19 protein-coding genes are annotated in these 22970 nt (G+C 72.8%); 15 read left to right on the top strand and 4 right to left on the bottom strand.

Features of this window, described 5'->3' with window-relative positions; translation table 11 throughout:
* Window positions 1–219: 219 nt before the first annotated feature.
* The 4 genes from BX286_RS11070 to BX286_RS11055 all read right to left on the bottom strand — a co-directional run bounded on the left by BX286_RS11070 (window position 220) and on the right by BX286_RS11055 (window position 5765).
* Window positions 220–2646, bottom strand: coding sequence for a DUF3488 and transglutaminase-like domain-containing protein (locus BX286_RS11070; RefSeq protein ID WP_079426134.1), 2427 nt, complete (start codon window positions 2644–2646; stop codon window positions 220–222).
* Window positions 2643–4004, bottom strand: a complete 1362-nt coding sequence (locus BX286_RS11065) for a DUF58 domain-containing protein (RefSeq protein WP_079426132.1) — start codon at window positions 4002–4004, stop codon at window positions 2643–2645. The genes BX286_RS11070 and BX286_RS11065 overlap by 4 nt, the downstream gene beginning before the upstream one ends.
* Entirely contained in the window at window positions 4004–5014 is a 1011-nt protein-coding gene (locus BX286_RS11060; protein WP_079426129.1) for a MoxR family ATPase, read from the bottom strand. The genes BX286_RS11065 and BX286_RS11060 overlap by 1 nt, the downstream gene beginning before the upstream one ends.
* Window positions 5015–5150: 136 nt before the next feature.
* Window positions 5151–5765, bottom strand: coding sequence for a beta-class carbonic anhydrase (locus tag BX286_RS11055; RefSeq protein ID WP_398898380.1), 615 nt, complete (start codon window positions 5763–5765; stop codon window positions 5151–5153).
* A gap of 277 nt (window positions 5766–6042) precedes the next feature.
* Here BX286_RS11055 and rsmH point away from each other — a divergent pair, with 277 nt between their 5' ends.
* The 15 genes from rsmH to BX286_RS10975 all read left to right on the top strand — a co-directional run bounded on the left by rsmH (window position 6043) and on the right by BX286_RS10975 (window position 22959).
* Window positions 6043–6972, top strand: coding sequence for a 16S rRNA (cytosine(1402)-N(4))-methyltransferase RsmH (gene rsmH / locus BX286_RS11050; protein ID WP_237293302.1), 930 nt, complete (start codon window positions 6043–6045; stop codon window positions 6970–6972).
* A gap of 41 nt (window positions 6973–7013) precedes the next feature.
* Window positions 7014–7547, top strand: a complete 534-nt coding sequence (locus tag BX286_RS11045; RefSeq protein ID WP_079431666.1) for a hypothetical protein — start codon at window positions 7014–7016, stop codon at window positions 7545–7547.
* Between the two features lie 351 nt (window positions 7548–7898).
* Window positions 7899–9863: a penicillin-binding protein 2 gene (locus BX286_RS11040; protein ID WP_121014918.1), complete on the top strand. Its 1965-nt coding sequence runs from the start codon at window positions 7899–7901 to the stop codon at window positions 9861–9863.
* A gap of 43 nt (window positions 9864–9906) precedes the next feature.
* Window positions 9907–11601: a UDP-N-acetylmuramoyl-L-alanyl-D-glutamate--2,6-diaminopimelate ligase gene (locus BX286_RS11035; protein ID WP_121014917.1), complete on the top strand. Its 1695-nt coding sequence runs from the start codon at window positions 9907–9909 to the stop codon at window positions 11599–11601.
* Entirely contained in the window at window positions 11598–13016 is a 1419-nt protein-coding gene (murF, locus tag BX286_RS11030) for a UDP-N-acetylmuramoyl-tripeptide--D-alanyl-D-alanine ligase (RefSeq protein ID WP_079426115.1), read from the top strand. The genes BX286_RS11035 and murF overlap by 4 nt, the downstream gene beginning before the upstream one ends.
* Window positions 13013–14083 carry a phospho-N-acetylmuramoyl-pentapeptide-transferase gene (mraY, locus tag BX286_RS11025; protein ID WP_079426112.1) on the top strand — a complete coding sequence of 357 codons (1071 nt, stop codon included), beginning with the start codon at window positions 13013–13015 and terminating at the stop codon, window positions 14081–14083. Before murF ends, mraY begins: the two co-directional genes overlap by 4 nt.
* Window positions 14065–15510, top strand: a complete 1446-nt coding sequence (gene murD, locus BX286_RS11020; protein WP_079426109.1) for a UDP-N-acetylmuramoyl-L-alanine--D-glutamate ligase — start codon at window positions 14065–14067, stop codon at window positions 15508–15510. The genes mraY and murD overlap by 19 nt, the downstream gene beginning before the upstream one ends.
* A gap of 68 nt (window positions 15511–15578) precedes the next feature.
* Window positions 15579–16940, top strand: a complete 1362-nt coding sequence (gene ftsW / locus BX286_RS11015) for a putative lipid II flippase FtsW (RefSeq protein WP_079426106.1) — start codon at window positions 15579–15581, stop codon at window positions 16938–16940.
* 6 nt (window positions 16941–16946) lie between these two features.
* Window positions 16947–18038 carry an undecaprenyldiphospho-muramoylpentapeptide beta-N-acetylglucosaminyltransferase gene (gene murG, locus BX286_RS11010; protein ID WP_079426104.1) on the top strand — a complete coding sequence of 364 codons (1092 nt, stop codon included), beginning with the start codon at window positions 16947–16949 and terminating at the stop codon, window positions 18036–18038.
* A 23-nt stretch (window positions 18039–18061) separates the two neighbouring features.
* Complete coding sequence (locus BX286_RS11005; protein ID WP_100863808.1) at window positions 18062–18901, top strand: cell division protein FtsQ/DivIB; 840 nt, start codon at window positions 18062–18064, stop codon at window positions 18899–18901.
* A gap of 280 nt (window positions 18902–19181) precedes the next feature.
* The gene (ftsZ, locus tag BX286_RS10995; RefSeq protein ID WP_079426098.1) at window positions 19182–20384 is read left to right on the top strand and encodes a cell division protein FtsZ; all 1203 of its coding nucleotides are present in this window, start codon (window positions 19182–19184) and stop codon (window positions 20382–20384) included.
* Window positions 20381–21112: a peptidoglycan editing factor PgeF gene (gene pgeF, locus BX286_RS10990; RefSeq protein WP_079426096.1), complete on the top strand. Its 732-nt coding sequence runs from the start codon at window positions 20381–20383 to the stop codon at window positions 21110–21112. Before ftsZ ends, pgeF begins: the two co-directional genes overlap by 4 nt.
* Before the next feature lie 3 nt (window positions 21113–21115).
* The gene (locus tag BX286_RS10985) at window positions 21116–21835 is read left to right on the top strand and encodes a YggS family pyridoxal phosphate-dependent enzyme (protein WP_079426093.1); all 720 of its coding nucleotides are present in this window, start codon (window positions 21116–21118) and stop codon (window positions 21833–21835) included.
* Window positions 21836–21984: 149 nt separating this feature from the next.
* Complete coding sequence (locus tag BX286_RS10980; protein ID WP_045949551.1) at window positions 21985–22602, top strand: cell division protein SepF; 618 nt, start codon at window positions 21985–21987, stop codon at window positions 22600–22602.
* 60 nt (window positions 22603–22662) lie between these two features.
* Window positions 22663–22959 (top strand): YggT family protein, encoded by a 297-nt coding sequence (locus BX286_RS10975; protein WP_079426090.1) that lies wholly within the window; start codon window positions 22663–22665, stop codon window positions 22957–22959.
* Window positions 22960–22970 lie beyond the last annotated feature (11 nt).

Below are 22970 nucleotides of genomic sequence, written 5' to 3'. Positions count from 1 at the left end.
GTACCTAGGTGCACAGATGAGTACCCGTACGGATGGGTTCCCACCTGCGCAAACCGCAGACTGGGGGTTGGGGACAAGGGCAGGCCGGCCGGCCCGCACCGCGGACACGGGGCCACGGAGCGGACCGGCTACTGCCCGGGTAACAGGACGCCGGTGCGTCCGGGCTCAGGGGGAACGAGCCCGGACGCACCGGCGTTTCCCGTCTCCCTCCCCCCGCCGTCAGCCCCGGTTGCGGAGCGGGAGGCGGACGCGGCCCCCGAGGCGCGAGACCACCGCCGAGGCCGCCGACAGACGGGCCGACGCGGCGGCGGTCAGACGGGCCCCCGAGCGCGGCAGCAGCAGGGCGCGCAGGCGGGAGCGGCGGCCCACGCCGGCCAGGAGGGCCGACCGGGCCGTGAGGACGTCCGCGGTCAGGCCGGCGTAGGCGCCCGCCGCGCCCGGCGGGGCGTACAGCGCCCGTTCCACCGCGCCCGCGACCCGGTGCACCGCCTCGGCGGCCTCACCCTCCAGCCGCCCCAGCAGCACGATGCGTCCCGCCGCGCCGCGTGGCGAGAGCGCCCCGTCGGGCGGGATGCCCACGTCCCAGGCGCAGTCGCCCAGCTCCCGCCAGGCGGCCAGGACGTCACCCGAGCCCAGCCGCCGCTCGCGCACCCGCCGCCGCCACAGCAGCGGCAGCAGCGGCACGGCCGCCACCAGCAGCACCAGCGCCGTCCAGGCGAGGACCGTCCCGGCCGCCACCCCACCGGACCCGGACCCGGCGCTCTGCTGGGCCACCGGTCCGCCGCACTCGCCGAGCTTCTTCTGCGCCGGCGGGCACGCCTCGCCCTGCGAGGGCGCCGCGGACGGCGCGGCCGCCGACTGCGAGGGTGCCGCGGACGACGCGGACGGCTGCGGGGCCGGGACCTCGGGAGCGCCGTAGTCCGGCAGGGTGATGCCCGAACGGGGCGTCGGCTCGAACCGGGTCCAGCCCACGCCCTCGAAGTACAGCTCCGGCCAGGCGTGCGCGTCCCGCATCGAGACGTTCACCGTGCCGTCGGACTGCTTCTCCCCCGGGGTGAACCCGACCGAGACCCGCGCCGGGATCCCCAGCGTCCGCGACATCGCCGCCATGGAGAACGCGAAGTGGACGCAGAAGCCCTCCTTGTCCTCCAGGAAGCGGGCGATGGCCTGCGAACCCGTGCCCGAGGACACCTTCGTGTCGTAACGGAACCCGCCGCTCACGGCGAAGAAGTCCTGGAGCTTCACCGCCCGCGCGTAGTCGTTCGTCGCGCCCTGCGTGACCCGGCGGGCCGTCTCCGCCACCACCGGCGGCAGGTTGTCGGGCAGCTTCGTGTACTCCGCGTGCACCGCCGCGTTCGCGGGCGGCGCGGACTGCAGCTGCTCCGCCGTGGGCCGCAGCAGCAGGCTCCGGACGGTGTACTGCGCGCCCTGCACGTTCTGGAAGCGGTCCTTGCCCAGCTGGTCGCCGACCAGGGTCCGGCCGACCGGCTCGAAGCGCCACTTCCCGCCGATGTCGACCTGCGTCGCCGGGTACGGCATCGGCAGGTAGCGCTGGGCGTACGTGTCCGCCGCCGAGACGGTGGTGCGGACCTCGACCGCGCCCGCGCGGACCTCCTCGGTGAGCCCCGACGGGTTCGGAAGCCGCTGCGGGACGTCCGTCAGCGGGCGGGCGGACGCCTCCCACTTGACCCCGTTGAACTCGTCGAGCGCCAGGATCCGCAGGTACTGTTCGCCGAGCTGCGGGCTGTCCGTGCGGTACTTCATCACGACCCGGTTGTCCTGGGCGTTGAGGCTGCTCTGCAGGGAGACCAGCGGGTTGACCGCGGAGATCGTGCCGCCGCCCCCGCCCGCCGAAGCGGCGTCGTCGCCCGGGTTGCCCAGCATCCCGCCGCCGAGCGAAGGCAGCGCGGCCGGCACCGCCAGCGCCAGGCCCAGCGCGACCGCGCCGATCCGCCGCCCGGTGCGCACGGGGGCCACGGCGCGGGTGCCCCCGGCCCCGTTCGCGCCGTAGCCGGAGCCGGCCGAGGCGGGGGTGCGGGCGTTGGGAGCCGCGCCGAAGACACGGCCCCACTGGGCCAGCCGGTCGCGCCCCTCCGACAGCAGCATCATCAGGTAGCCCGCGCCGGCCAGCAGGAACGCGACCCAGGGCTGCCCGCGCCCGTCCGACAGCCCGGCGGCGACCGAGTACAGCGCCAGCAGCGGCAGCCCGGCCGCCGCGGCCGTGCGCAGCGTCACCGCCAGGGCGTCCACCAGCAGCCCGATCAACAGGACCCCGGCGAGCAGCAGCAGCCGGATGCCGTCCGTCAGCGGCGCCGGTATGGCGAACTCGCCGACGTCCCGCACGCCCTGCCGGAACAGCCCGGCGAAGTCGGTGACGAGGAAGGCCAGCGGCCCGCTCCCGGTGGACTCGGCCTTCCCCGCGAACAGGAAGGCGAGCAGCAGCAGCGACACCAGCAGCTGCGCGCCCACGGTCAGCGACCGGGCGAGCGGCACCCGCCGGGCCCCCGCGCCCACCGCCGCCTGCACGGCGAGCAGCAGCGCCGCCTGGACCAGCCAGCCGGAGGTCTCCACCAGCGGGGCCAGCGACCAGGCGGTCAGCAGCGTCGCCAGCGTTCCGAAGAGCGTCACGCGCGTCCGCCCGCTCATGCCGTGCCTCCGGGGTTCCGCGGGCCGACGGGGACGTTCCCGGCCTGCCGCCACAGTTCGGCGAAGGCCGCGCCGGGCGGTACGGCCAGCGCCGTCCAGCCCGCGTCGCGCAGCCCGCGCAGCCTTTCCTCCACCCGCGAGGGCGCTCCGGCCCACAGCGCGGGGTCCAGCACGAAGGCGATGGCGGCCGCGCTGCGCTGCCGCATCCGGGCCGCCATCTCGCCCTGTTCGTCGTCCAGGCCGCCGAAGAAGGCGACCAGCAGTCCGTCGCCGCCCGGGGAGGCGGAGGCGGCGGCGCCGCGCAGCGCGTCGTAGGCGCGGCCCAGCCCGTTCCCCTCGGAGTGGCCGACGACCGCGAGGGTGTCCATCATCAGCCCGGCCGCCTCGGCGGACTCCGGGCCGCCGGCGGAGCTCCCGCCGGCGAAGGAGCCCACGCCGGGCACGGCGTCGCCGGTGTCGGTGAGCAGCCGCGCCGCGAAGCCCTGTTCCAGGACGTGCAGCAGGGTGGAGGCGGCGGCGGACACCGCCCACTCGAAGGCGGAGTCGGGGCCGGCGCCCTCGTAGGCGAGGTAGCGGGTGTCCAGCAGGACGGTGGCCTTGCTGCGCTGGGGCTGCTCCTCGCGGCGGACCATCAGCTCGCCGTAGCGGGCGGTGGAGCGCCAGTGGACGCGGCGCAGGTCGTCGCCGCGCCGGTAGGTGCGGGGGATCACGTCGTCGTCGCCGGCCAGGGCCAGGGAACGGCGGGTGCCGTCGCCGTGGCCGCCCGCCTCGCCGGTCAGCCGGACCGGGGGCAGGGGCTGGGTGAGGGGGACGACGGTGAGGGTGTCGTAGGCGCTGAAGGAGCGGGTCAGCTCGACCATCCCGAAGGGATCGGTCAGCCGCAGCTGGAGCGGGCCCAGCGGGTAGCGGCCGCGCAGGTCGGAGCGGACCCGGTAGGACACCTCGCGGCGGCCGCCGGGCTCGACCCGGTCCAGCACGAAGCGCGGGCGCGGCCCCAGCACGTACGGCACCCGGTCCTGGAGCATGAGCAGCCCCGTGGGCATCCGGGAGACGTTCTCCAGCCGCAGCTGGACCCGGGCCTCGCCGCCCGCGGGCACCCGCGGCGGGGTCAGCCGGCGTCCGGCGGTGACCTGCTGGCGGGTGCGGTGCAGGGCGACGACGCAGATCAGCGGCAGGACGACGAGCAGCAGCCCGACCCGCAGCAGCTGGCCCTGCCCGAGGACGTACGCGCAGACGGCGGCGGCGGCCCCGGCCGCCAGGAACGAACGGCCCCGGGTGGTCAGCCCGGACAGCGTGGCGCGCAGCCCGCCCGGGTTCCCGGCCTGGCCGCCGGCGCCGTGCGGGGCACCGGCCGCCATCAGAAGCTCCGGGCGCCCGCGCCGGGCGGGACCTCGCCGCGCGTGTGCGTGGCCGGGACCGGGGTGCGCTGGAGGATGTCGTGGACGACCTGCTCGGAGGTGCGCCGGCCCAGCTGGGCCTGTGCGGTCGGCAGGAGGCGGTGCGCGAGGACCGGCGCCGCCAGCTGCTGGACGTCGTCGGGCAGGACGTAGTCGCGGCCGGACAGGGCGGCGGAGGCCTTGACCGCGCGCAGCAGGTGCAGGGTGGCCCGGGGGGAGGCGCCCAGGCGCAGGTCGGGGTGGCTGCGGGTGGCGGAGACCAGGTCGACCACGTACCGCTTCACGGGGGCGGCGACGTACACCTCGCGGACGGCCTCTATCAGCTTGACGACGTCGTGGGCGTGCGCGACGGCGGTGAGGTCGTCGAGCGGGGAGAGCCCGCCGTGCACGTCGAGCATCTCCAGCTCGGCCTCGGGGCTGGGGTAGCCGACCGAGACGCGGGCCATGAAGCGGTCGCGCTGGGCCTCGGGGAGGGGGTAGGTGCCCTCCATCTCGACCGGGTTCTGGGTGGCGACGACCATGAACGGGCTGGGCAGCGCGTAGGTGGTGCCGTCGACGGTGACCTGGCGCTCCTCCATCGACTCCAGCAGCGCCGACTGGGTCTTCGGCGAGGCCCGGTTGATCTCGTCGCCGATGACGATCTGCGCGAAGATCGCGCCGGGCTTGAACTCGAACTCGCGGCGCTGCTGGTCGTAGATGCTGACGCCGGTGATGTCCGAGGGCAGCAGGTCCGGGGTGAACTGGATGCGCTGGACCGAGCAGTCGATGGACTTGGCCAGGGTCTTGGCCAGCATCGTCTTGCCGACGCCGGGCACGTCCTCGATGAGCAGGTGGCCCTCGGCCAGCAGGACCACCAGGGCGAGCCGGACGACCTCGGGCTTGCCCTCGATCACGCGCTCGACCGACTGGCGGACCCGCTCGGCCGTGCTGGTCAGATCAGCGAGGCTCGCTCGGTCGTCGTACGTGGTCACCTGGTTCTCCTCGGCCCTTTCCCAGGGCCGACGCGCATGGCGCACGGTCCGGCCCGCCCCGAAACACGGACACCGCCCCGGAGGGTTTCCGGGTGACGTCTCACCGCATTCTTGACGGCGCCGGGCGCTGTGTCACTCAGGTGGCCGGATCGATCTCCCGCAGGAGCCCGGTGTGCACGTCGAAGACGAAGCCTCGCACATCGTCGCGGTGGGGCAGGAACGGGTTGGTGCGGACCCGCTGCATGGACTGGCGCACGTCCTGGTCCACGTCCCGGAAGGCCTCGACCGCCCAGGCGGGCCGCTGGCCGACCTCGTCCTCCAGCTCGTGCCGGAAGTCCTCCGTCAGGCTTTCGAGACCACAGCCGGTGTGGTGGATCAGTATCACGGTGCGGGTGCCGAGGGCGCGCTGGCTGATGGTGAGCGAGCGGATGGTGTCGTCGGTCACCACCCCGCCGGCGTTGCGGATGGTGTGGCAGTCGCCGAGCTCCAGGCCGAGGGCCTTGTGCAGGTCGAGACGGGCGTCCATGCAGGCCACGACGGCCACGTGCAGGACGGGGCGGGCGTCCATGCCGGGGTCGGTGAACTCGGCGGCGTAGCGGCGGTTCGCCGCGACGAGCCGGTCGGTGACGGAGTCGCCGCCGGATGCCGTCGGCGCGGAGTGTGCGGGCAGGGATGCGGATGTCGTCATGCATACGACGTTAGTGGTCACGGGCCGCCCGGGCATGGGGTGAGGACGGACAAAGAAGGTCAACCATGATTGTTGTGAGCTAACCCACAAGGGTGCGAAGGAGTCCGCCGGCCGGGTGATTCACGGCTTTTGCGGGTGCGCCGGGGGAGGGGCGCACCGCGTGCGGGGCGGTTCGTTGACCGGGGCGGGCGTTGCACTAAAGTGGCGCGAACCGGCCGGAGCCCGGCCCCACCGGCCGCCCGGCCCCCTGGTAACACTCCGCGTGCGCGGCGCGGCGTATGCCTGCCGCGCCGTTATCTGAGAGGGCGCTTTGACTAGCGAGTCCCGACATGTCCCGGTGATGCTCCAGCGGTGCCTGGACCTGTTGGCCCCGGCGCTGGAGAGGCCGGGGGCCGTCGTCGTCGACTGCACCCTCGGCCTCGGCGGCCACAGCGAGGCCCTGCTGACCCGGTTCCCCGAGGCGCGCCTGATCGGCCTCGACCGCGACAAGGAGGCCCTGCGCCTCTCCGGCGAGCGGCTCGCGCCCTTCGGCGACCGGGCCACCCTCGTCCACGCGATCTACGCCGACCTCGCCGAGGTCCTCGACGGCCTGGGTCTGCCCACCGTCCAGGGCATCCTCTTCGACCTCGGCGTCTCCTCCATGCAGCTCGACGAGGCCGACCGCGGCTTCGCCTACGCGCAGGACGCGCCGCTGGACATGCGCATGGACCAGACGACGGGCATCAGCGCCGCCGAGGTCCTCAACACCTACGCCCCCGGCGAGCTGGTCCGCATCCTGCGCCAGTACGGCGAGGAGAAGCAGGCCAAGCGGATCGTCTCGGCGATCGTGCGCGAGCGCGACAAGGAGCCGTTCAGCAACAGCGCCCGCCTGGTGGAGCTGATCCGCGACGCGCTGCCGCAGGCGGCCAAGCGCACCGGCGGCAACCCGGCCAAGCGGACCTTCCAGGCCCTGCGGATCGAGGTCAACGGGGAGCTCGCCGGGCTGGAGCGGGCCATTCCGGCCGCCGTCGACCGGATCTCGGTCGGGGGGCGGATCGCGGTCCTGTCCTACCACTCCCTGGAGGACCGGCTGGTGAAGCAGGTCTTCACGGCCGGCGCCACCTCCACGGCCCCGGCCGGACTGCCCGTCGTGCCGGAGAAGTACCAGCCGAAGCTGAAGCTCCTCACCCGGGGCGCGGAGCTGCCCACCGAGGAGGAGATCGCCGAGAACCGGCGCGCCGCCCCGGCCCGGCTGCGCGGCGTCGAGCGGATCCGCGAGGCGCGGCCGTGACCAAGGCCGGGAAGGCGGGGAGGGCCGGAAAGGTGGCCACGCTGACCCGCGGGCAGGCGGCCCGCCTCGTCCGGGGCCGCCCCGCCGCGGCCGGGCCGGGCGGGGCCCGGCAGGCGGCGCGGATGCCGTTCGTGCTGCTGGTCGTGGCGCTGCTGGCCGGCGGCCTGATCAGCCTGCTGCTGCTGAACTCGGCGCTCAACCAGGGGTCCTTCCAGCTGAGCCGGCTGAAGAAGGAGACCACCGCGCTGACCGACGAGCAGCAGGCCCTCCAGCGGGACGTCGACGCCTACTCGGCCCCCGACGCCCTCCAGCGGCGGGCCGGCGAGCTCGGCCTGGTGCCGGGCGGCAGCCCCGTCTTCCTCGGCCCCGACGGCAAGACCGCCGGCACCCCGGCGGTGGCGGAGGCCCCGCCCCCGCCGTCCGTGGCTCCGCCCGCCTCGCAGCCCTCGGCGCCGGTGGCCCCGTCGGTCCCGCAGCCTCCGTCTCCGGCCGGGGCCGCCGGCCAGAACCCCGACACCCCGGCCGGGCCGGCCCCGAGCGGGGCCCCGCAGCCCACCCCGACCCCAGGCAGGTGACGTCGTGACGCGGAACCCTGCGGGACTTCTCCCCGCCCCGCCCTTCGCCCGTTCCCCGGGCTCCGCCCGGACCCGCGCCTCAATCGCCGGCGAGGCTGGAGGACGTGGGTGCGGCCCACTGCACGGCGCTACCGCGCCCGCGCCTCAATCGCCGGCGAGGCTCGAAGTGCGCTGCGCGCACTCCCAGCCCCGCCAGGCGCAATCCGCGGACAAGCACCCGGCCGAGCAGAATCCAGCCTCGCCTGGGGGTACCCCCAGGCGGAGTCCGGGGGAGTTCGAGGCGTGGGGGTCCGGGGGCGGAGCCCCCAGGGGCCGGGGCGGGGCTGCCCTGGGCCGGCGCGGAGTGCACCGGTGAGCCCCAAGGAGCCCCCGCGCCGGGTGCCGGGCCCGGGGCGGCCCCGGACCACCGCCAAGACGCCCGCGCAGCGGACCCCGCACACCATCCGGCTCGGCAGCCCCAAGCCCCGGCTGCGGCTGGTCGGCGTCGGGCTCACCCTCGTGATGCTCGCCTTCGTCGTCCGGCTGCTCCAGGTGCAGGCCGTCGACGCCTCCGCGTACTCCGCCAAGGCCACCGAGAACCGCTTCGCCAAGTACGTCCTGGCCGCCGAGCGCGGGGAGATCACCGACCGCAAGGGCGTCGCCCTGGCCACCAGCGTCGACGCGTACGACATCACCGCCGACCCGAAGATGTTCACGCCCCAGGAGAGCGAGGCCCCCGACGCCCCCGAGCAGGCCGCCGCCCTCCTCGCGCCGATCCTCGGCAAGGACGCCAAGGAGATCGCCGCCCGGCTGAAGACCAAGGACACCCGCTACGTGGTCCTGGCCCGCCGGCAGACCCCGCAGGTCTGGAACCAGATCAAGGACCTCAAGAAGCTCTTCGCCGACAAGGCGGCCGCCGACAAGCGCAACAACGGCCCCGGCGCCAACGTCATCGCCGGGATCTTCAACGAGAACAGCAGCAAGCGCGTGTACCCGAACGGCGACCTCGCCGCCGGGATACTGGGCTACGTCAACGCCGAGGGCAAGGGCGGCGGAGGCCTGGAGTCCGCCCTCGACAAGAAGCTGGCCGGCAAGGACGGCGAGATCACCTACGCCCAGTCCGGCGGCCGCCGCGTGCCCACCGCCGGGTCCCACGAGAAGCCCGCCGTGCCCGGCGAGGACATCGAGCTGACCATCGACCGCGACATCCAGTGGGCCGCCCAGAGCGCCATCACCGAGCAGGTCGAGAAGTCCGGCGCCGACCGCGGCTACGTCATCGTCCAGGACACCCGCACCGGCGAGGTGCTGGCCATGGCCAACGCCCCCGGTTTCGACCCCAACGACCTCAGCCGGGCCAAGTCCGCCGCCATGGGCAACGCCGCGCTCCAGGACGTCTACGAGCCCGGCTCCACCGCCAAGGTGATCTCCATGGCCGCCGTCCTGGAGGAGAAGAAGGCCACCCCCGACACCCACGTCGAGGTCCCCAACCGGCTGCACCGCGGCGACCGCCTCTTCAAGGACGACGTCGACCACCCCACCTGGTACCTGACCCTCAACGGGGTCCTCGCCAAGTCCTCCAACATCGGCACCATCCTGGCCACCGGCCAGCTCGGCGCCACCCAGCCCGAGGCCAACAGGGTCCTGTACTCCTACCTGGACAGGTTCGGCATCGGACGGCCCACCGGCCTGAACTACCCCGGCGAGTCGCGGGGCATCCTCGCCAGGCCCGAGGCCTGGTCCACCTCGCAGCAGTACACGATCCCCTTCGGCCAGGGCCTCTCCCTCAACGCGATGCAGGCGGCCTCCGTCTACTCCACCGTCGCCAACGGCGGCGTCCGCATCACCCCCACCCTGGTCCGCGGCACCAAGGGCCCCGACGGCCGCTTCACCCCGGCCCCGGCGCCCGAGAAGACCCGGGTGATCAGCCAGCAGACCGCCAAGTCCCTCGCCGAGATGCTGGAGTCCGTGGTCGACGACCAGGAGGGCACCGGAACCAAGGCGAAGATCCCCGGCTACCGGGTCGGCGGCAAGACCGGCACATCCAACCGGGTGGATCCGGCCACCGGCCGCTACAAGGGCTACACCGCCTCCTTCGCCGGCTTCGCCCCCGCCGACGACCCGCGGATCACCGTCTACTGCGCGATCCAGAACCCCACCAGGGGCAGCTACTTCGGCGGCCAGATCTGCGGCCCGATCTACAAGACCGTCATGGAGTTCGCACTCAAGACCCTCCAGGTCGCGCCCACCGGAACCGCCCCCGCCGGGCTCCCGGTGACCTACGCGGCCGCTCCGCCGCCCGCCGCCCCGCCCACCGCGCAGCCCAGCCCGCAGCCCTGACAGTGAACCGACCCTCCCACCACCCACGCGTGAGGCTCCATCAGTGACAACGATCACCCCGAAACCCGGGAACCAGACGGCCGAAGCCGCCCCGGACGGCCCCTCGCTTCGCGAGCGGCCCGCCGCGCCCGGTACGCTCACCGCCGTGCCCCACGCTGATCAGCCCAGAACCGCCCAGAAAGACGCCCCGGCAGCGCCGCCGGGAGCGCCCCGGCCCGTGACCGCCCGCCCGACCCCCCTGGGCGAGCTGGCCGGCCTGCTGGGTCTGCCCGAGTCCGGCGACGCCCGGATCACCGGCATCACGCACGACTCCCGTGCCGTGCGCCCCGGCGACCTGTACGCGGCCCTGCCCGGCGCCCGGCTGCACGGCGCCGACTTCGCCGCCCAGGCGGCCGCCCTCGGCGCCGCCGCCGTGCTGACCGACCCGCAGGGCGCCGAACGCGCCGCCGCGACGGGCCTGCCCGTCCTGGCCGTCGAGGACCCGCGCGGCCGCATGGGCGAGCTCGCCGCCGAGATCTACGGCCGCCCCGGCGAAGCCCTGCTCCAGCTCGGCATCACCGGCACCTCCGGCAAGACCACCACCGCCTACCTCGTCGAGGGCGGGCTCCGCGCGGCGGGCAGGGCCACCGGGCTGGTGGGCACCGTGGAGATGCGCATCGGCGACGAGCGCATCAAGTCCGAGCGCACCACCCCCGAGGCCACCGACCTCCAGGCCCTGTTCGCCGTCATGCGCGAACGCGGCGTCGAGGCCGTCGCCATGGAGGTCTCCAGCCACGCCCTGGTGCTGGGCCGGGTCGACGGCTGCGTCTTCGACGTCGCCGTCTTCAACAACCTCAGCCCGGAGCACATGGAGTTCCACTCCGACATGGAGGACTACTTCCAGGCCAAGGCGCAGCTCTTCACCGAGCGCCGCGCCCGCCTGGGCGTGGTCAACATCGACGACGAGTACGGCCGCCGCCTCGCCAAGGAGGCGCTGATCCCGGTCGTCACCTTCTCCGCCGCCGGCGACCCGGCCGCCGACTGGCGCGCCGAGGACGTGGTCAGCGGCCACATGGACTCCACCCTGACCCTCGTCGGGCCGGAAGGACAGCGCGTACGGGCCAAGGCCCCGCTGCCCGGCCCGTTCAACGTCGCCAACACCGTCGCCGCGGTCGTCACCCTGGCCGCCGCCGGGCTCGACCCGCAGACCGCCGCCGACGGCGTCGCCGCGGTCCCCGGCGTACCCGGCCGGCTGGAGCGGGTCGACGCGGGACAGCCGTACCTGGCCGTCGTGGACTACGCGCACAAGACCGACGCCGTGGAGTCGGTGCTGCGCGCCCTGCGCGAGGTGACCACCGGCAAGCTGCACATCGTGCTCGGCTGCGGCGGCGACCGTGACACCACCAAGCGCGGCCCGATGGGCGCCGCGGCGGCCCGGTACGCCGACACCGCCGTCCTGACCTCCGACAACCCGCGCTCCGAGGACCCGTTGAAGATCCTCGCCGCGATGTTCGAGGGCGCGGTCTCCGTCCCCGCCGAGGAGCGGGGCACCGTCCTGGTCGACGCCGACCGGGCCGCGGCCATCGCCGCCGCCGTCGCGCGCGCCGAGGCCGGGGACACCGTCCTCGTGGCGGGCAAGGGCCACGAGCAGGGCCAGGACACGGCGGGCGTCGTACGCCCCTTCGACGACCGCGCCGTGCTCCGCGCGGCCATCGAGAACCAGCAGCTCCGCGCCCGACAGGCCGAGGTGAACCAGTGATCGCCCTCTCCCTCGCCGAGATCGCCGACATCACCGGCGGGCGGCCCCACGACATACCGGATCCCTCCGCGACGGTCGGCGGCCCGGTCGTCATCGACTCCCGCCAGGTGGAGCCCGGCAGCCTCTTCGCCGCCTTCGCCGGCGAGCACGTCGACGGCCACGACTACGCCGAGCGCGCGGTCGCCGCCGGTGCCGTCGCCGTCCTGGCCGCCCGGCCGGTCGGCGTCCCCGCGATCGTGGTCGACGACGTGGAGAAGGCGCTCGGCGCCCTCGCCCGCGCCGTCGTCGGACGGCTCGGCACCGACGTGGTCGCCCTGACCGGCTCGGCCGGCAAGACCTCCACCAAGGACCTGATCGCCCAGGTGCTCCAGCACCACGCGCCCACCGTGTGGACGCCCGGCTCCCTCAACAACGAGATCGGCCTGCCGCTCACGGCCCTGAAGGCCACCGCAGAAACCCGGCACCTGGTCCTGGAGATGGGCGCCCGCGGCATCGGGCACATCGCCTACCTCACCGGCCTCACCCCTCCGCGCATCGGCCTGGTGCTGAACGTCGGCACCGCCCACATCGGCGAGTTCGGCGGCCGCGAGGCCATCGCCCGGGCCAAGGGCGAGCTGGTCGAGGCCCTGCCCGGCGAGGCCGAGGGCGGGGTCGCCGTCCTCAACGCCGACGACCTGCTGGTGCGCGCGATGTCCGCCCGGACCAAGGCCCGTACGGTCCTCTTCGGCGAGGCCGAGGACGCGGACGTACGCGCGACCGAGGTGCGGATGACGCCCGCGGGACAGCCCTCCTTCACACTCCACACACCCACCGGGTGCAGTGATGTGACCTTGCGCCTGTACGGTGAGCACCACGTGTCGAACGCGCTCGCCGCGGCCGCCGTCGCCCATGTCCTGGGCATGTCAGCCGAGGAGATCGCCACCGCGCTCTCCGGGGCGGGCACCCTGTCCCGGTGGCGCATGGAGGTCACCGAGCGGGCGGACGGCGTCACGATCGTCAACGACGCCTACAACGCGAACCCCGAATCCATGCGGGCCGCCCTGCGCGCACTGGCCGCGATGGGCGGCGCCGGCAAGGAGGGCGGGGGACGTACGTGGGCGGTGCTCGGTCCCATGGCCGAGCTCGGGGACGCGTCGCTGGCCGAGCACGACGCGGTGGGGCGGCTCGCCGTCCGGCTCAACGTGAGCAGGCTGGTGGCAGTCGGGGGCAGGGAAGCGTCCTGGCTGCAGCTGGGCGCATATAACGAGGGTTCGTGGGGTGAGGAGTCGGTGCTCGTGTCCGACGCGCAGGCGGCGGTCGACCTGTTGCGCAGTGAACTGCGCCCGGGGGACGTCGTGCTGGTGAAGGCTTCCAGGTCGGCCGGTCTGGAACGGGTGGCGCTGGCGCTGCTCGAGGGTGAGGTCGCCGGCCGATGAGGCAGATCCTGTTCGCCGGTGTCATCGGCATGTTCCTCACCGTCATCGGCACCCCGCTGCTGATCAAGCTGCTGGCCCGCAAGGGCTACGGCCAGTTCATCCGCGACGACGGCCCCCGCGGCCACGCCGGCAAGAAGGGCACGCCCACCATGGGCGGTATCTCCTTCATCCTGGCCACCCTCATCGCGTACGCCCTGACGAAGGTCATCACCGGCGAGGAGCCCTCCTTCTCGGGCCTGCTGGTGCTGTTCCTGATGGCCGGCATGGGCCTGGTCGGCTACCTCGACGACTACATCAAGATCGTCAAGCGGCGTTCGCTCGGTCTGCGGGCCAAGGCCAAGATGGCCGGCCAGCTGATCGTCGGCATCGCCTTCGCCGTGCTCGCGCTCCAGTTCAAGGACTCGCGCGGGCTCACCCCGGCCTCGACGAAGCTCTCGTTCGTCACGGACTTCGGCTGGGCCATCGGCCCCGTGCTGTTCGTGGTCTGGGCCCTCTTCATGATCCTGGCCATGTCCAACGGCGTGAACCTGACGGACGGTCTGGACGGCCTGGCCACCGGCGCCGCCGTGATGGTCTTCGGCGCCTACACCTTCATCGGCGTCTGGCAGCACCAGGAGTCCTGCGCCAACGCGGTGACCCTGACGAACCCCAACGCCTGCTTCGAGGTCCGCGACCCGCTGGACCTCGCGGTCGTCGCCTCCGCCCTCATGGGAGCCTGCTTCGGCTTCCTGTGGTGGAACACCTCGCCCGCCAAGATCTTCATGGGCGACACCGGCTCGCTCGCGCTCGGCGGCGCGCTCGCGGGTCTGGCCATCTGCTCCCGCACGGAGTTCCTGATGGCCCTCCTCGGCGGCCTCTTCGTGCTCATCACGATGTCGGTCGTCATCCAGGTCGGCTCCTTCAAGCTGACCGGCAAGCGAGTCTTCCGAATGGCCCCGCTCCAGCACCACTTCGAACTCAAGGGCTGGTCAGAGGTCCTTGTCGTGGTCCGCTTCTGGATCATCCAGGGCATGTGCGTGATCGTGGGTCTCGGCCTCTTCTACGCGGGATGGGCAGCGGACAAGTGACCCCCTGGCAGGACCGGAACATCACCGTCGCCGGCCTCGGCGTGAGCGGCATCAGCGCCGCCCGCGCCCTGGCCGGCCTCGGCGCCCTCGTGACCGTGGTCGACGGCGGCGACAGCGAGGGCCACCGGGCCCGGGCCGCGGAGCTGGAGGCGGAGGCCAAGGGCGTCACCGTGCGCCTCGGCGACGCCGAGACCCTGCCCGAGGGCACCGACCTCGTCGTCACCTCGCCCGGCTGGAAGCCCGACAGCCCGCTGTTCGCGGCCGCCGCCGCGGCGGGCGTGGACGTCGTCGGCGACGTCGAGATCGCCTGGCAGCTGCGCGGCGAGAACGCCGCCCCCTGGCTGGCGATCACCGGCACCAACGGCAAGACCACCACCACCCAGATGCTGGCCTCGATCCTGCGGGCGGCCGGTCTGAAGACCGCCGCCGTCGGCAACATCGGCACCCCCATCATCGACGTGGTGACCGGCGAGGAGCAGTACGACGTCCTCGCCGTGGAGCTCTCCAGCTACCAGCTCCACTGGGCGCCCTCCGTACGCGCCCACTCGGCGGCCGTCCTCAACCTGGCCCCGGACCACCTCGACTGGCACGGCTCCATGGAGGCGTACGCCGCCGACAAGGGCCGCATCTACGAGGGCAACACCGTCGCCTGCGTCTACAACGTCGCCGACCCGGCCACCGAGCGGCTGGTCGAGGAGGCCGACGTCGAGGAGGGCTGCCGCGCCATCGGCTTCACCCTCGGCGCCCCCGGCCCCTCCATGCTCGGCGTGGTCGACGGGATCCTCGTCGACCGGGCGTTCGTGCAGAACCGGCAGAAGAACGCGCAGGAGCTGGCGCACGTCGACGACGTCAACCCGCCCGCCCCGCACAACATCGCCAACGCCCTCGCCGCGGCCGCCCTGGCCCGCGCCTTCGGCGTCGAGCCGCGCGCCGTCCGCGACGGCCTGCGCGACTTCCGCCCCGACGCGCACCGCGTGGCGTACGTGGACGAGGTCGACGGGGTCCGCTACGTCGACGACTCCAAGGCCACCAACACCCACGCGGCCGAAGCCTCCCTGGCGGCCTTCGAGCCGGTCGTCTGGATCGCCGGCGGCCTCGCCAAGGGCGCCACCTTCGACGAGCTCGTGCAGAAGTCCGCGAAGCGGCTGCGCGGCGTCGTGCTGATGGGCGCCGACCGGGCGCTGATCGCCGAGGCACTGGCGCGACACGCGCCCGAGGTCCCGGTGACCGACCTCGAACGGACCGACACTGGGGCGATGCTCGCAGCGGTCCGGGAAGCGGCCCGGCTCGCGGAACCCGGAGACACCGTCCTCCTGGCGCCCGCGTGCGCCTCGATGGACATGTTCGCGAACTACAACAAGCGGGGCGACGCGTTCGCCGACGCGGTGCGCGAACTCGCCTCCGGGAGCGCCACGGACACGGCCTAGCCGAGGGCGCCCCCCAGGTTCCCTCCGGCCGGCTGCTCGCCCCGTACGAGTGGAGGGGAAGATCACAGATGCCGGCCAAACAGATGCTGCCGGGACGGCGGCCCTCCGCCGTCAAGGCGCAGGGCCGCAAACGTCCCGCCGCCGGTTCCGGGCGGCCCGCCCGGCGCGGGCCGCTGGAGCGGCTCAGGCGTACGCGGCGGCAGTTGACGAAGGCCTGGGACCGCCCGCTCACGGCGTATTACCTGATTTTCGGCAGCTCCTTGCTCATCACCGTGCTCGGCCTGGTGATGGTCTACTCGGCGTCCATGATCAAGGCCCTCCAGCTGGGCCTGGGGGACGCCTACTTCTTCAAGAAGCAGTTCCTGGCCGCCGCCATCGGCGGCGTCCTGCTGTTCGCCGCCTCCCGCATGCCGGTCAAACTGCACCGCGCCCTGTCCTACCCGGTGCTCGCGGGCACCCTGTTCCTGATGGTCCTGGTCCAGGTCCCCGGGATAGGGGTCTCCATCAACGGCAACCAGAACTGGATCTCCCTGGGCGGCCCGTTCATGCTCCAGCCCAGCGAGTTCGGCAAGCTGGCGCTGATCCTGTGGGGCGCCGACCTGCTGGCCCGCAAGGGGGACAAGGGCCTGCTGACCCAGTGGAAGCACCTGCTGGTGCCGCTGGTCCCGGTCGCCTTCCTGCTGCTCGGGCTGATCATGCTCGGCGGGGACATGGGCACCGCGATGATCCTCGGAGCCGTCCTGTTCGGCCTGTTGTGGCTCGCCGGGGCGCCGACGCGGATGTTCGCGTGCGTGCTCCTCTTCGCGGGTGTGATCGTCGCACTGCTCATCAGGACCAGCCCGCACCGCATGGACCGGCTCGCCTGCCTCGGGGCCACGGACCCGGGCAAGAACGACCTCTGCTGGCAGGGCGTCCACGGGATCTACGCCCTCGCATCCGGCGGATGGTTCGGTTCCGGTCTCGGGGCGAGTGTGGAAAAATGGGGGCAACTGCCCGAAGCCCATACCGACTTCATCTTTGCCATCACCGGTGAGGAACTGGGCCTGGCGGGGACGCTGTCGGTGCTCGCCCTGTTCGCGGCCCTAGGCTATGCGGGTATCCGCGTGGCCGGACGCACGGAGGACTCCTTCGTACGGTATGCCGCGGGAGGCGTGACCACCTGGATCACGGCCCAGGCCGTGATCAACATCGGTGCGGTGCTCGGTCTGCTGCCGATCGCAGGGGTGCCCCTCCCGCTGTTCTCCTACGGGGGGTCCGCCCTGCTGCCGACCATGTTCGCGGTCGGCCTGCTCATCGCGTTCGCGCGGGAGGAGCCGGCGGCGCGCGCGGCGCTCGCGATGCGACAGCCGGGAGCCGGCTGGCGGCGGAGCGGGCCGATATGGAAGTCGATGAGACGGCGCGTCAAGAGGCGTCCGTCCGGAGAGCGGTGAATTTCGGTGCATGTCGTACTCGCCGGTGGGGGGACCGCCGGCCACATCGAGCCGGCGCTGGCCCTCGCGGACGCCCTGCGCAGGCAGGACCCGACCGTGGGCATCACCGCCCTCGGTACGGAGCGCGGCCTCGAGACCCGCCTCGTGCCCGAACGCGGCTACGAGCTGGGCCTGATCCCCGCCGTACCGCTGCCCCGCAAACCCACCCCGGAGCTGATCACCGTCCCCGGACGGCTGCGCGGCACCATCAAGGCCGCCGAGGAGATCCTGGTCCGCACCAAGGCCGACGTGGTCGTCGGCTTCGGTGGCTACGTGGCCCTGCCCGGCTACCTCGCCGCCAAGCGGCTCGGGGTGCCGATCATCGTCCACGAGGCCAACGCCCGGCCCGGACTGGCCAACAAGATCGGCTCCCGCTACGCCCACGCCGTCGCCGTCTCCACCCCCGACAGCAAGCTCCGCGGCGCCCGCTACGTGGGCATCCCGCTGCGCCGCTCCATCTCCACCCTCGACCGCGCCGCCGTCCGCCCCGAGGCGCGGGCCGCCTTCGGCCTCGACCCCAACCTGCCCACGCTGCTGGTCTCGGGCGGCTCCCAGGGCGCGCGCCGGCTCAACGAGACCATCCAGCAGGTCGCGCCGACGCTCCAGCGCTCCGGGATCCAGATCCTGCACGCGGTCGGCCCGAAGAACGAACTGCCGCGTGTCGACAACATGCCCGGGATGCCGCCCTATGTCCCGGTACCGTACGTGGACCGGATGGACCTCGCGTACGCCGCCGCCGACATGATGCTGTGCCGCGCGGGCGCGATGACCGTCGCCGAACTCGCCGCCGTCGGACTGCCGGCCGCCTACGTACCGCTGCCCGTCGGCAACGGCGAACAGCGGCTCAACGCCCAGCCGGTGGTCAAGGCCGGCGGCGGCCTCCTCGTCGACGACGCGGAACTGACGCCCGACTGGGTGCTCGGCCAGGTCCTGCCGGTGCTGTCCGATCCGCACCGCCTGTACGAGATGTCCCGCGCCGCCGCCGAGTTCGGCCGTCGGGACGCCGACGAGCTCCTCGTCGGCCTCGTCCACGAGGCGATCGCGGCCGCACGCGGGTAACCGCCGACCCAGGAGGCACAGGAGTGGCCGGAGCGACGACGGCACGACGCGGGGCGTCCGGCCGGGCGGGCGGGGGCGGAAAGGGTGCGGGCGTGCCCAAACCGCCCCGGCCGCCCAAGTCGCCCAAGGGCACCGGCCCGCGCGGGTCCGGCGGCGGGAGACCGCGCCGGGTCCGCCTGCTGGTGACCCTCGCCGCCGCGGCGCTCCTCGCCGGGGGCGTCACCTGGGCCCTCTACGGATCCTCCTGGCTGCGCGTCGAGAAGGTCACGGCCTCCGGCACCGAGGTGCTCACCGCCGAACAGGTCCTCTCCGCCGCGGCCGTGCCCGTCGGCGCGCCCCTGGTGAGCGTCGACACCGACGAGATCGCGAGCCGGGTGCGCGGCCGGCTGTCCCGCATCGATTCGGTCGATGTGGTGCGGGCCTGGCCGCACGGGATCGGGCTGAAGGTGACGGAGCGCAAACCGGTGCTGCTCATCAAAAAGGGCGCGGACTTCGTCGAAGTGGACGCGAAGGGTGTGCGGTTCGACACCGTTGCGAAAGCACCCGCCGGCGTTCCGCTCCTCGAAATGGCCGCGGAACGCTCGCCGAGCGCCCGCCGCTTCGACGAGGAGCGGTTGCTGCGGGAGGCGGTGGGCATCGCGGGGGGCCTTCCCGACGCAGTCGCGAAGGAGACGTTGCAGGTCAAGGTACGGTCGTTCGACTCGGTCGTACTGGAACTGACGAAGGGCCGCTCCGTGGTGTGGGGGAGCGGCGACCTGGGTGAGGCCAAAGGCCGGGCGCTGACCGCCCTGCTGAAGGCCGCGCCCAAGGCCGACCACTTCGACGTGAGCGTCCCCACCGCCCCCGCGGTGTCCGGGAGTTGACGTCGGGTCGAGGCCCGACGCACCCTGGTTGGCCACCGATACGGGTGATCACATAGGGTGAAAAGAAAAACGGGAGGTTCGGCGTGTTCGTTGAACACGCGCTACTTGTCGACTTAGTGTCCTGTTCGGAAGAGTCCAAGGAACAGGCACATCCATAACCCTAAACTTCAGGGTTAGGGTTCGGGTCGGCGCGTACGGACCGTCCCACATTTCGGCATCAGTCGTCGCACCGCAGGCCCGCGAGGCGGCGACACGTAACTCGAGGCGAGAGGCCTTCGACGTGGCAGCACCGCAGAACTACCTCGCAGTCATCAAGGTCATCGGTGTCGGCGGCGGTGGTGTCAATGCCATCAACCGAATGATCGAGGTCGGTCTCAAGGGCGTCGAGTTCATCGCCATCAACACCGACGCCCAGGCGCTGTTGATGAGCGACGCCGACGTCAAGCTCGACGTCGGCCGCGAACTCACCCGGGGCCTCGGCGCCGGAGCCAACCCGGCCGTCGGCCGCAAGGCGGCAGAGGACCACCGCGAGGAGATCGAGGAGGTCCTCAAGGGGGCCGACATGGTCTTCGTGACCGCCGGCGAGGGCGGCGGCACCGGCACGGGCGGCGCGCCCGTCGTCGCCAACATCGCGCGCTCGCTGGGCGCCCTGACGATCGGTGTGGTCACCCGCCCGTTCACCTTCGAGGGCCGGCGCCGCGCGAACCAGGCGGAGGACGGCATCGCCGAGCTCCGCGAAGAGGTCGACACCCTCATCGTCATCCCCAACGACCGCCTGCTGTCCATCTCGGACCGCCAGGTGTCGGTGCTCGACGCCTTCAAGTCGGCCGACCAGGTCCTGCTCAGCGGCGTCCAGGGCATCACCGACCTGATCACCACCCCGGGTCTGATCAACCTCGACTTCGCCGACGTCAAGTCCGTGATGTCCGAGGCCGGCTCGGCCCTGATGGGCATCGGCTCCGCCCGCGGCGACGACCGCGCCGTGGCCGCGGCCGAGATGGCGATCTCCTCGCCGCTGCTGGAGGCGTCCATCGACGGCGCCCGCGGCGTGCTGCTCTCCATCTCCGGCGGCTCGGACCTCGGTCTCTTCGAGATCAACGAGGCCGCGCAGCTGGTGAGCGAGGCCGCGCACCCCGAGGCGAACATCATCTTCGGCGCCGTCATCGACGACGCCCTCGGCGACGAGGTCCGCGTCACGGTCATCGCGGCCGGCTTCGACGGCGGCCAGCCCCCGGCCCGCCGGGACAACGTGATCGGCGCGGCGTCCACCAAGCGCGAGGAGCCGGCCCCCGCGCCGGTCCGCGCGCCCGAGCCGGTCCGCCCGGCCTTCGGCGGACTCGGCACCGTGACCCCGCGCGAGGAGCCCCCGGCCCCGGTCGAGATCCCGGTCGAGCCGGCGCCCGCCCCGCCGCAGGTCCCCACGGCCCGGCCCTACCAGGACAGCCCGGCCGAAGAGCTGGACGTTCCGGACTTCTTGAAGTGACGCTGGAGCAGCATCACGAGAGCGGCGCCCACTTCGCCTTCACCGACCGGTGGGGCGGGGTGAGCGCCGTTCCGTACGAGGAGCTCAATCTCGGCGGCGCGGTCGGCGACGACCCGGCCGCCGTTCGCGCGAACCGGGCGGCCGCCGCGAAGGAGCTGGGCATCGACCCGGACCTGGTGGTCTGGATGAACCAGGTGCACGGACGGGACGTGGCCGTGGTCGACGGCCCCTGGGGCGCCGCCGCCGACATCCCGTCGGTGGACGCGGTGGTGACCGCCCGCCGGGGGCTCGCCCTCGCCGTGCTCACCGCCGACTGCACCCCCGTGCTGCTGGCCGACCCCGTGGCCGGGGTCGCCGCGGCCGCCCACGCCGGGCGGCCCGGGCTGGTCGCCGGGGTGGTGCCCGCCGCCGTCGAGGCGATGGCCGCCCTCGGCGCCGACCCCGCGCGGATCGTCGCCCGTACCGGACCCGCCGTCTGCGGGCGCTGCTACGAGGTGCCGGCCGAGATGCGGGAGGCGGTCGCCGAGGTGGTGCCGGCCGCGTGGGCCGAGACCAGCTGGGGGACACCGGCCGTGGACGTGGTCGCCGGGGTGCACGCCCAGCTCGCGGAGGCGGGGGTGCCGCAAGGCCACCGTTCCCCGGTCTGCACACTGGAGTCGCGGGACCACTTCTCGTACCGCCGCGACCGGGTGACCGGGCGGCTTGCCGGATATGTCTGGTTGGACTGACTGATGACGGATCGTAAGTCCGAGCTCGCGGAGAACCTCGCGCGGGTGGAGGAGCGGATCGCGTCCGCCTGTGCGGCGGCGGGCCGGAAGCGGGAGGAGGTGACCCTCATCGTGGTCACCAAGACCTACCCCGCGACCGACGTACGACTGCTGGCGGACCTGGGGGTCCGTCATGTGGCGGAAAACCGGGACCAGGATGCCGCCCCCAAGGCGGCGGCCTGCGCGGATCTGTCGTTGAACTGGCACTTCGTGGGCCAGTTGCAGACGAACAAGGTCCGTTCCGTGGCCGGATACGCGCACGTGGTGCAGTCGGTCGACCGGCCGAAGCTCGTCACCGCCCTCTCGGCGGCCGCGGTGGCGCACGGGCGGGAGATCGGCTGCCTCGTGCAGATCGCCCTCGACGCCGAGTCGGGGGAGCGCGGGGCCCGGGGCGGTGCCGCGCCCGAGCAGCTGGCCGAGTTGGCGGACCTCGTCGCGGCCGCGCCGGGGCTGCGGATCGACGGTCTCATGACCGTCGCCCCCCTCGCCGGTCGCTACGCGGGGCGCGAACAGGCGGCCTTCGAGCGGATGATGGAATTGTCATCAGGCCTGCGCGCGGACCATCCGGCTGCCACGATGGTGTCGGCTGGGATGAGCGCCGACCTGGAACAGGCCGTGCTGGCGGGTGCGACACATGTACGCGTCGGCACTGCGGTACTCGGCGCGAGACCCCGGCTCGGGTAACGTCGCCAAGAAAGTCGGACCACAGCAGAAAATATGGTCATTTCCGCGGATGAGCGGACAGACCACGTGGATCGCGGGCAGTTGGTGACTTTGGTGACACGGCGACACCTGCGACAGGGCGATCCACCACAGAGCGGAGGACTCGGAGAATGGCCGGCGCGATGCGCAAGATGGCGGTCTACCTCGGCCTCGTGGAGGACGACCGGTACGACAACCCGGGGTACGACCCCGATGACGAATTCGAGCCGGAGCCGGAGCCCGAGCGCCCCCGGGAGCGGGAGCGGCGGCAGCAGCCCGTGCACCAATCGCCCGTAACGGACGAACCGGTACGAGCGGTGCAGCCGCCGGCGCCGCGCGAACCCCTCCCAATTCCGTCAGAAAACGGACGTCCCGCGCGAATTGCCCCCGTGGCATCCATCACACCTGACCGCACCAACCTGGAGAAGAACGCCCCCGTGATCATGCCCAAGGTCGTCTCCGAGCGGGAGCCGTACCGCATCACGACGCTGCACCCCCGGACCTACAACGAGGCCCGTACCATCGGGGAACACTTCCGTGAGGGCACTCCGGTGATCATGAATCTCACGGAGATGGACGACACCGATGCGAAGCGTCTGGTCGACTTCGCGGCCGGTCTCGTCTTCGGTCTGCACGGCAGCATTGAACGCGTGACACAGAAGGTGTTCCTGCTGTCGCCTGCTAACGTCGATGTCACGGCGGAGGACAAGGCCCGCATCGCGGAGGGCGGGTTCTTCAACCAAAGCTAGACCGATCCGTCAGATACGGGACCGGGAACAGAGCGGGAGCAGGGGAGAGGGAAGCGCGGGATGGGCATCGCACTGCAGGTGGTCTACATCGCGCTGATGTGCTTCCTCATCGTGCTGATCTTCCGACTGGTCATGGACTATGTGTTCCAGTTCGCACGTTCATGGACACCCGGCAAGGCGATGGTGGTCGTTCTGGAGGCCACCTACACTGTCACCGATCCACCGCTCAAACTCCTTCGGCGGTTCATCCCGCCGTTGCGTCTCGGGGGCGTGGCGCTCGACCTGTCCTTCTTCGTTCTGATGATCATCGTTTACATCCTCATCAGCTTCGTGAGCACCGCTGCGAGAAGCGTGTGAACGATGAGCTC

Origin of the sequence: Streptomyces sp. 3211.6, from assembly GCF_003634815.1 — a bacterium.
GTDB lineage: Bacteria > Actinomycetota > Actinomycetes > Streptomycetales > Streptomycetaceae > Streptomyces > Streptomyces katrae_A.
The sequence above is the reverse complement of the archived record's forward strand: the minus strand, read 5'-3'. Positions and strand labels throughout refer to the sequence as shown.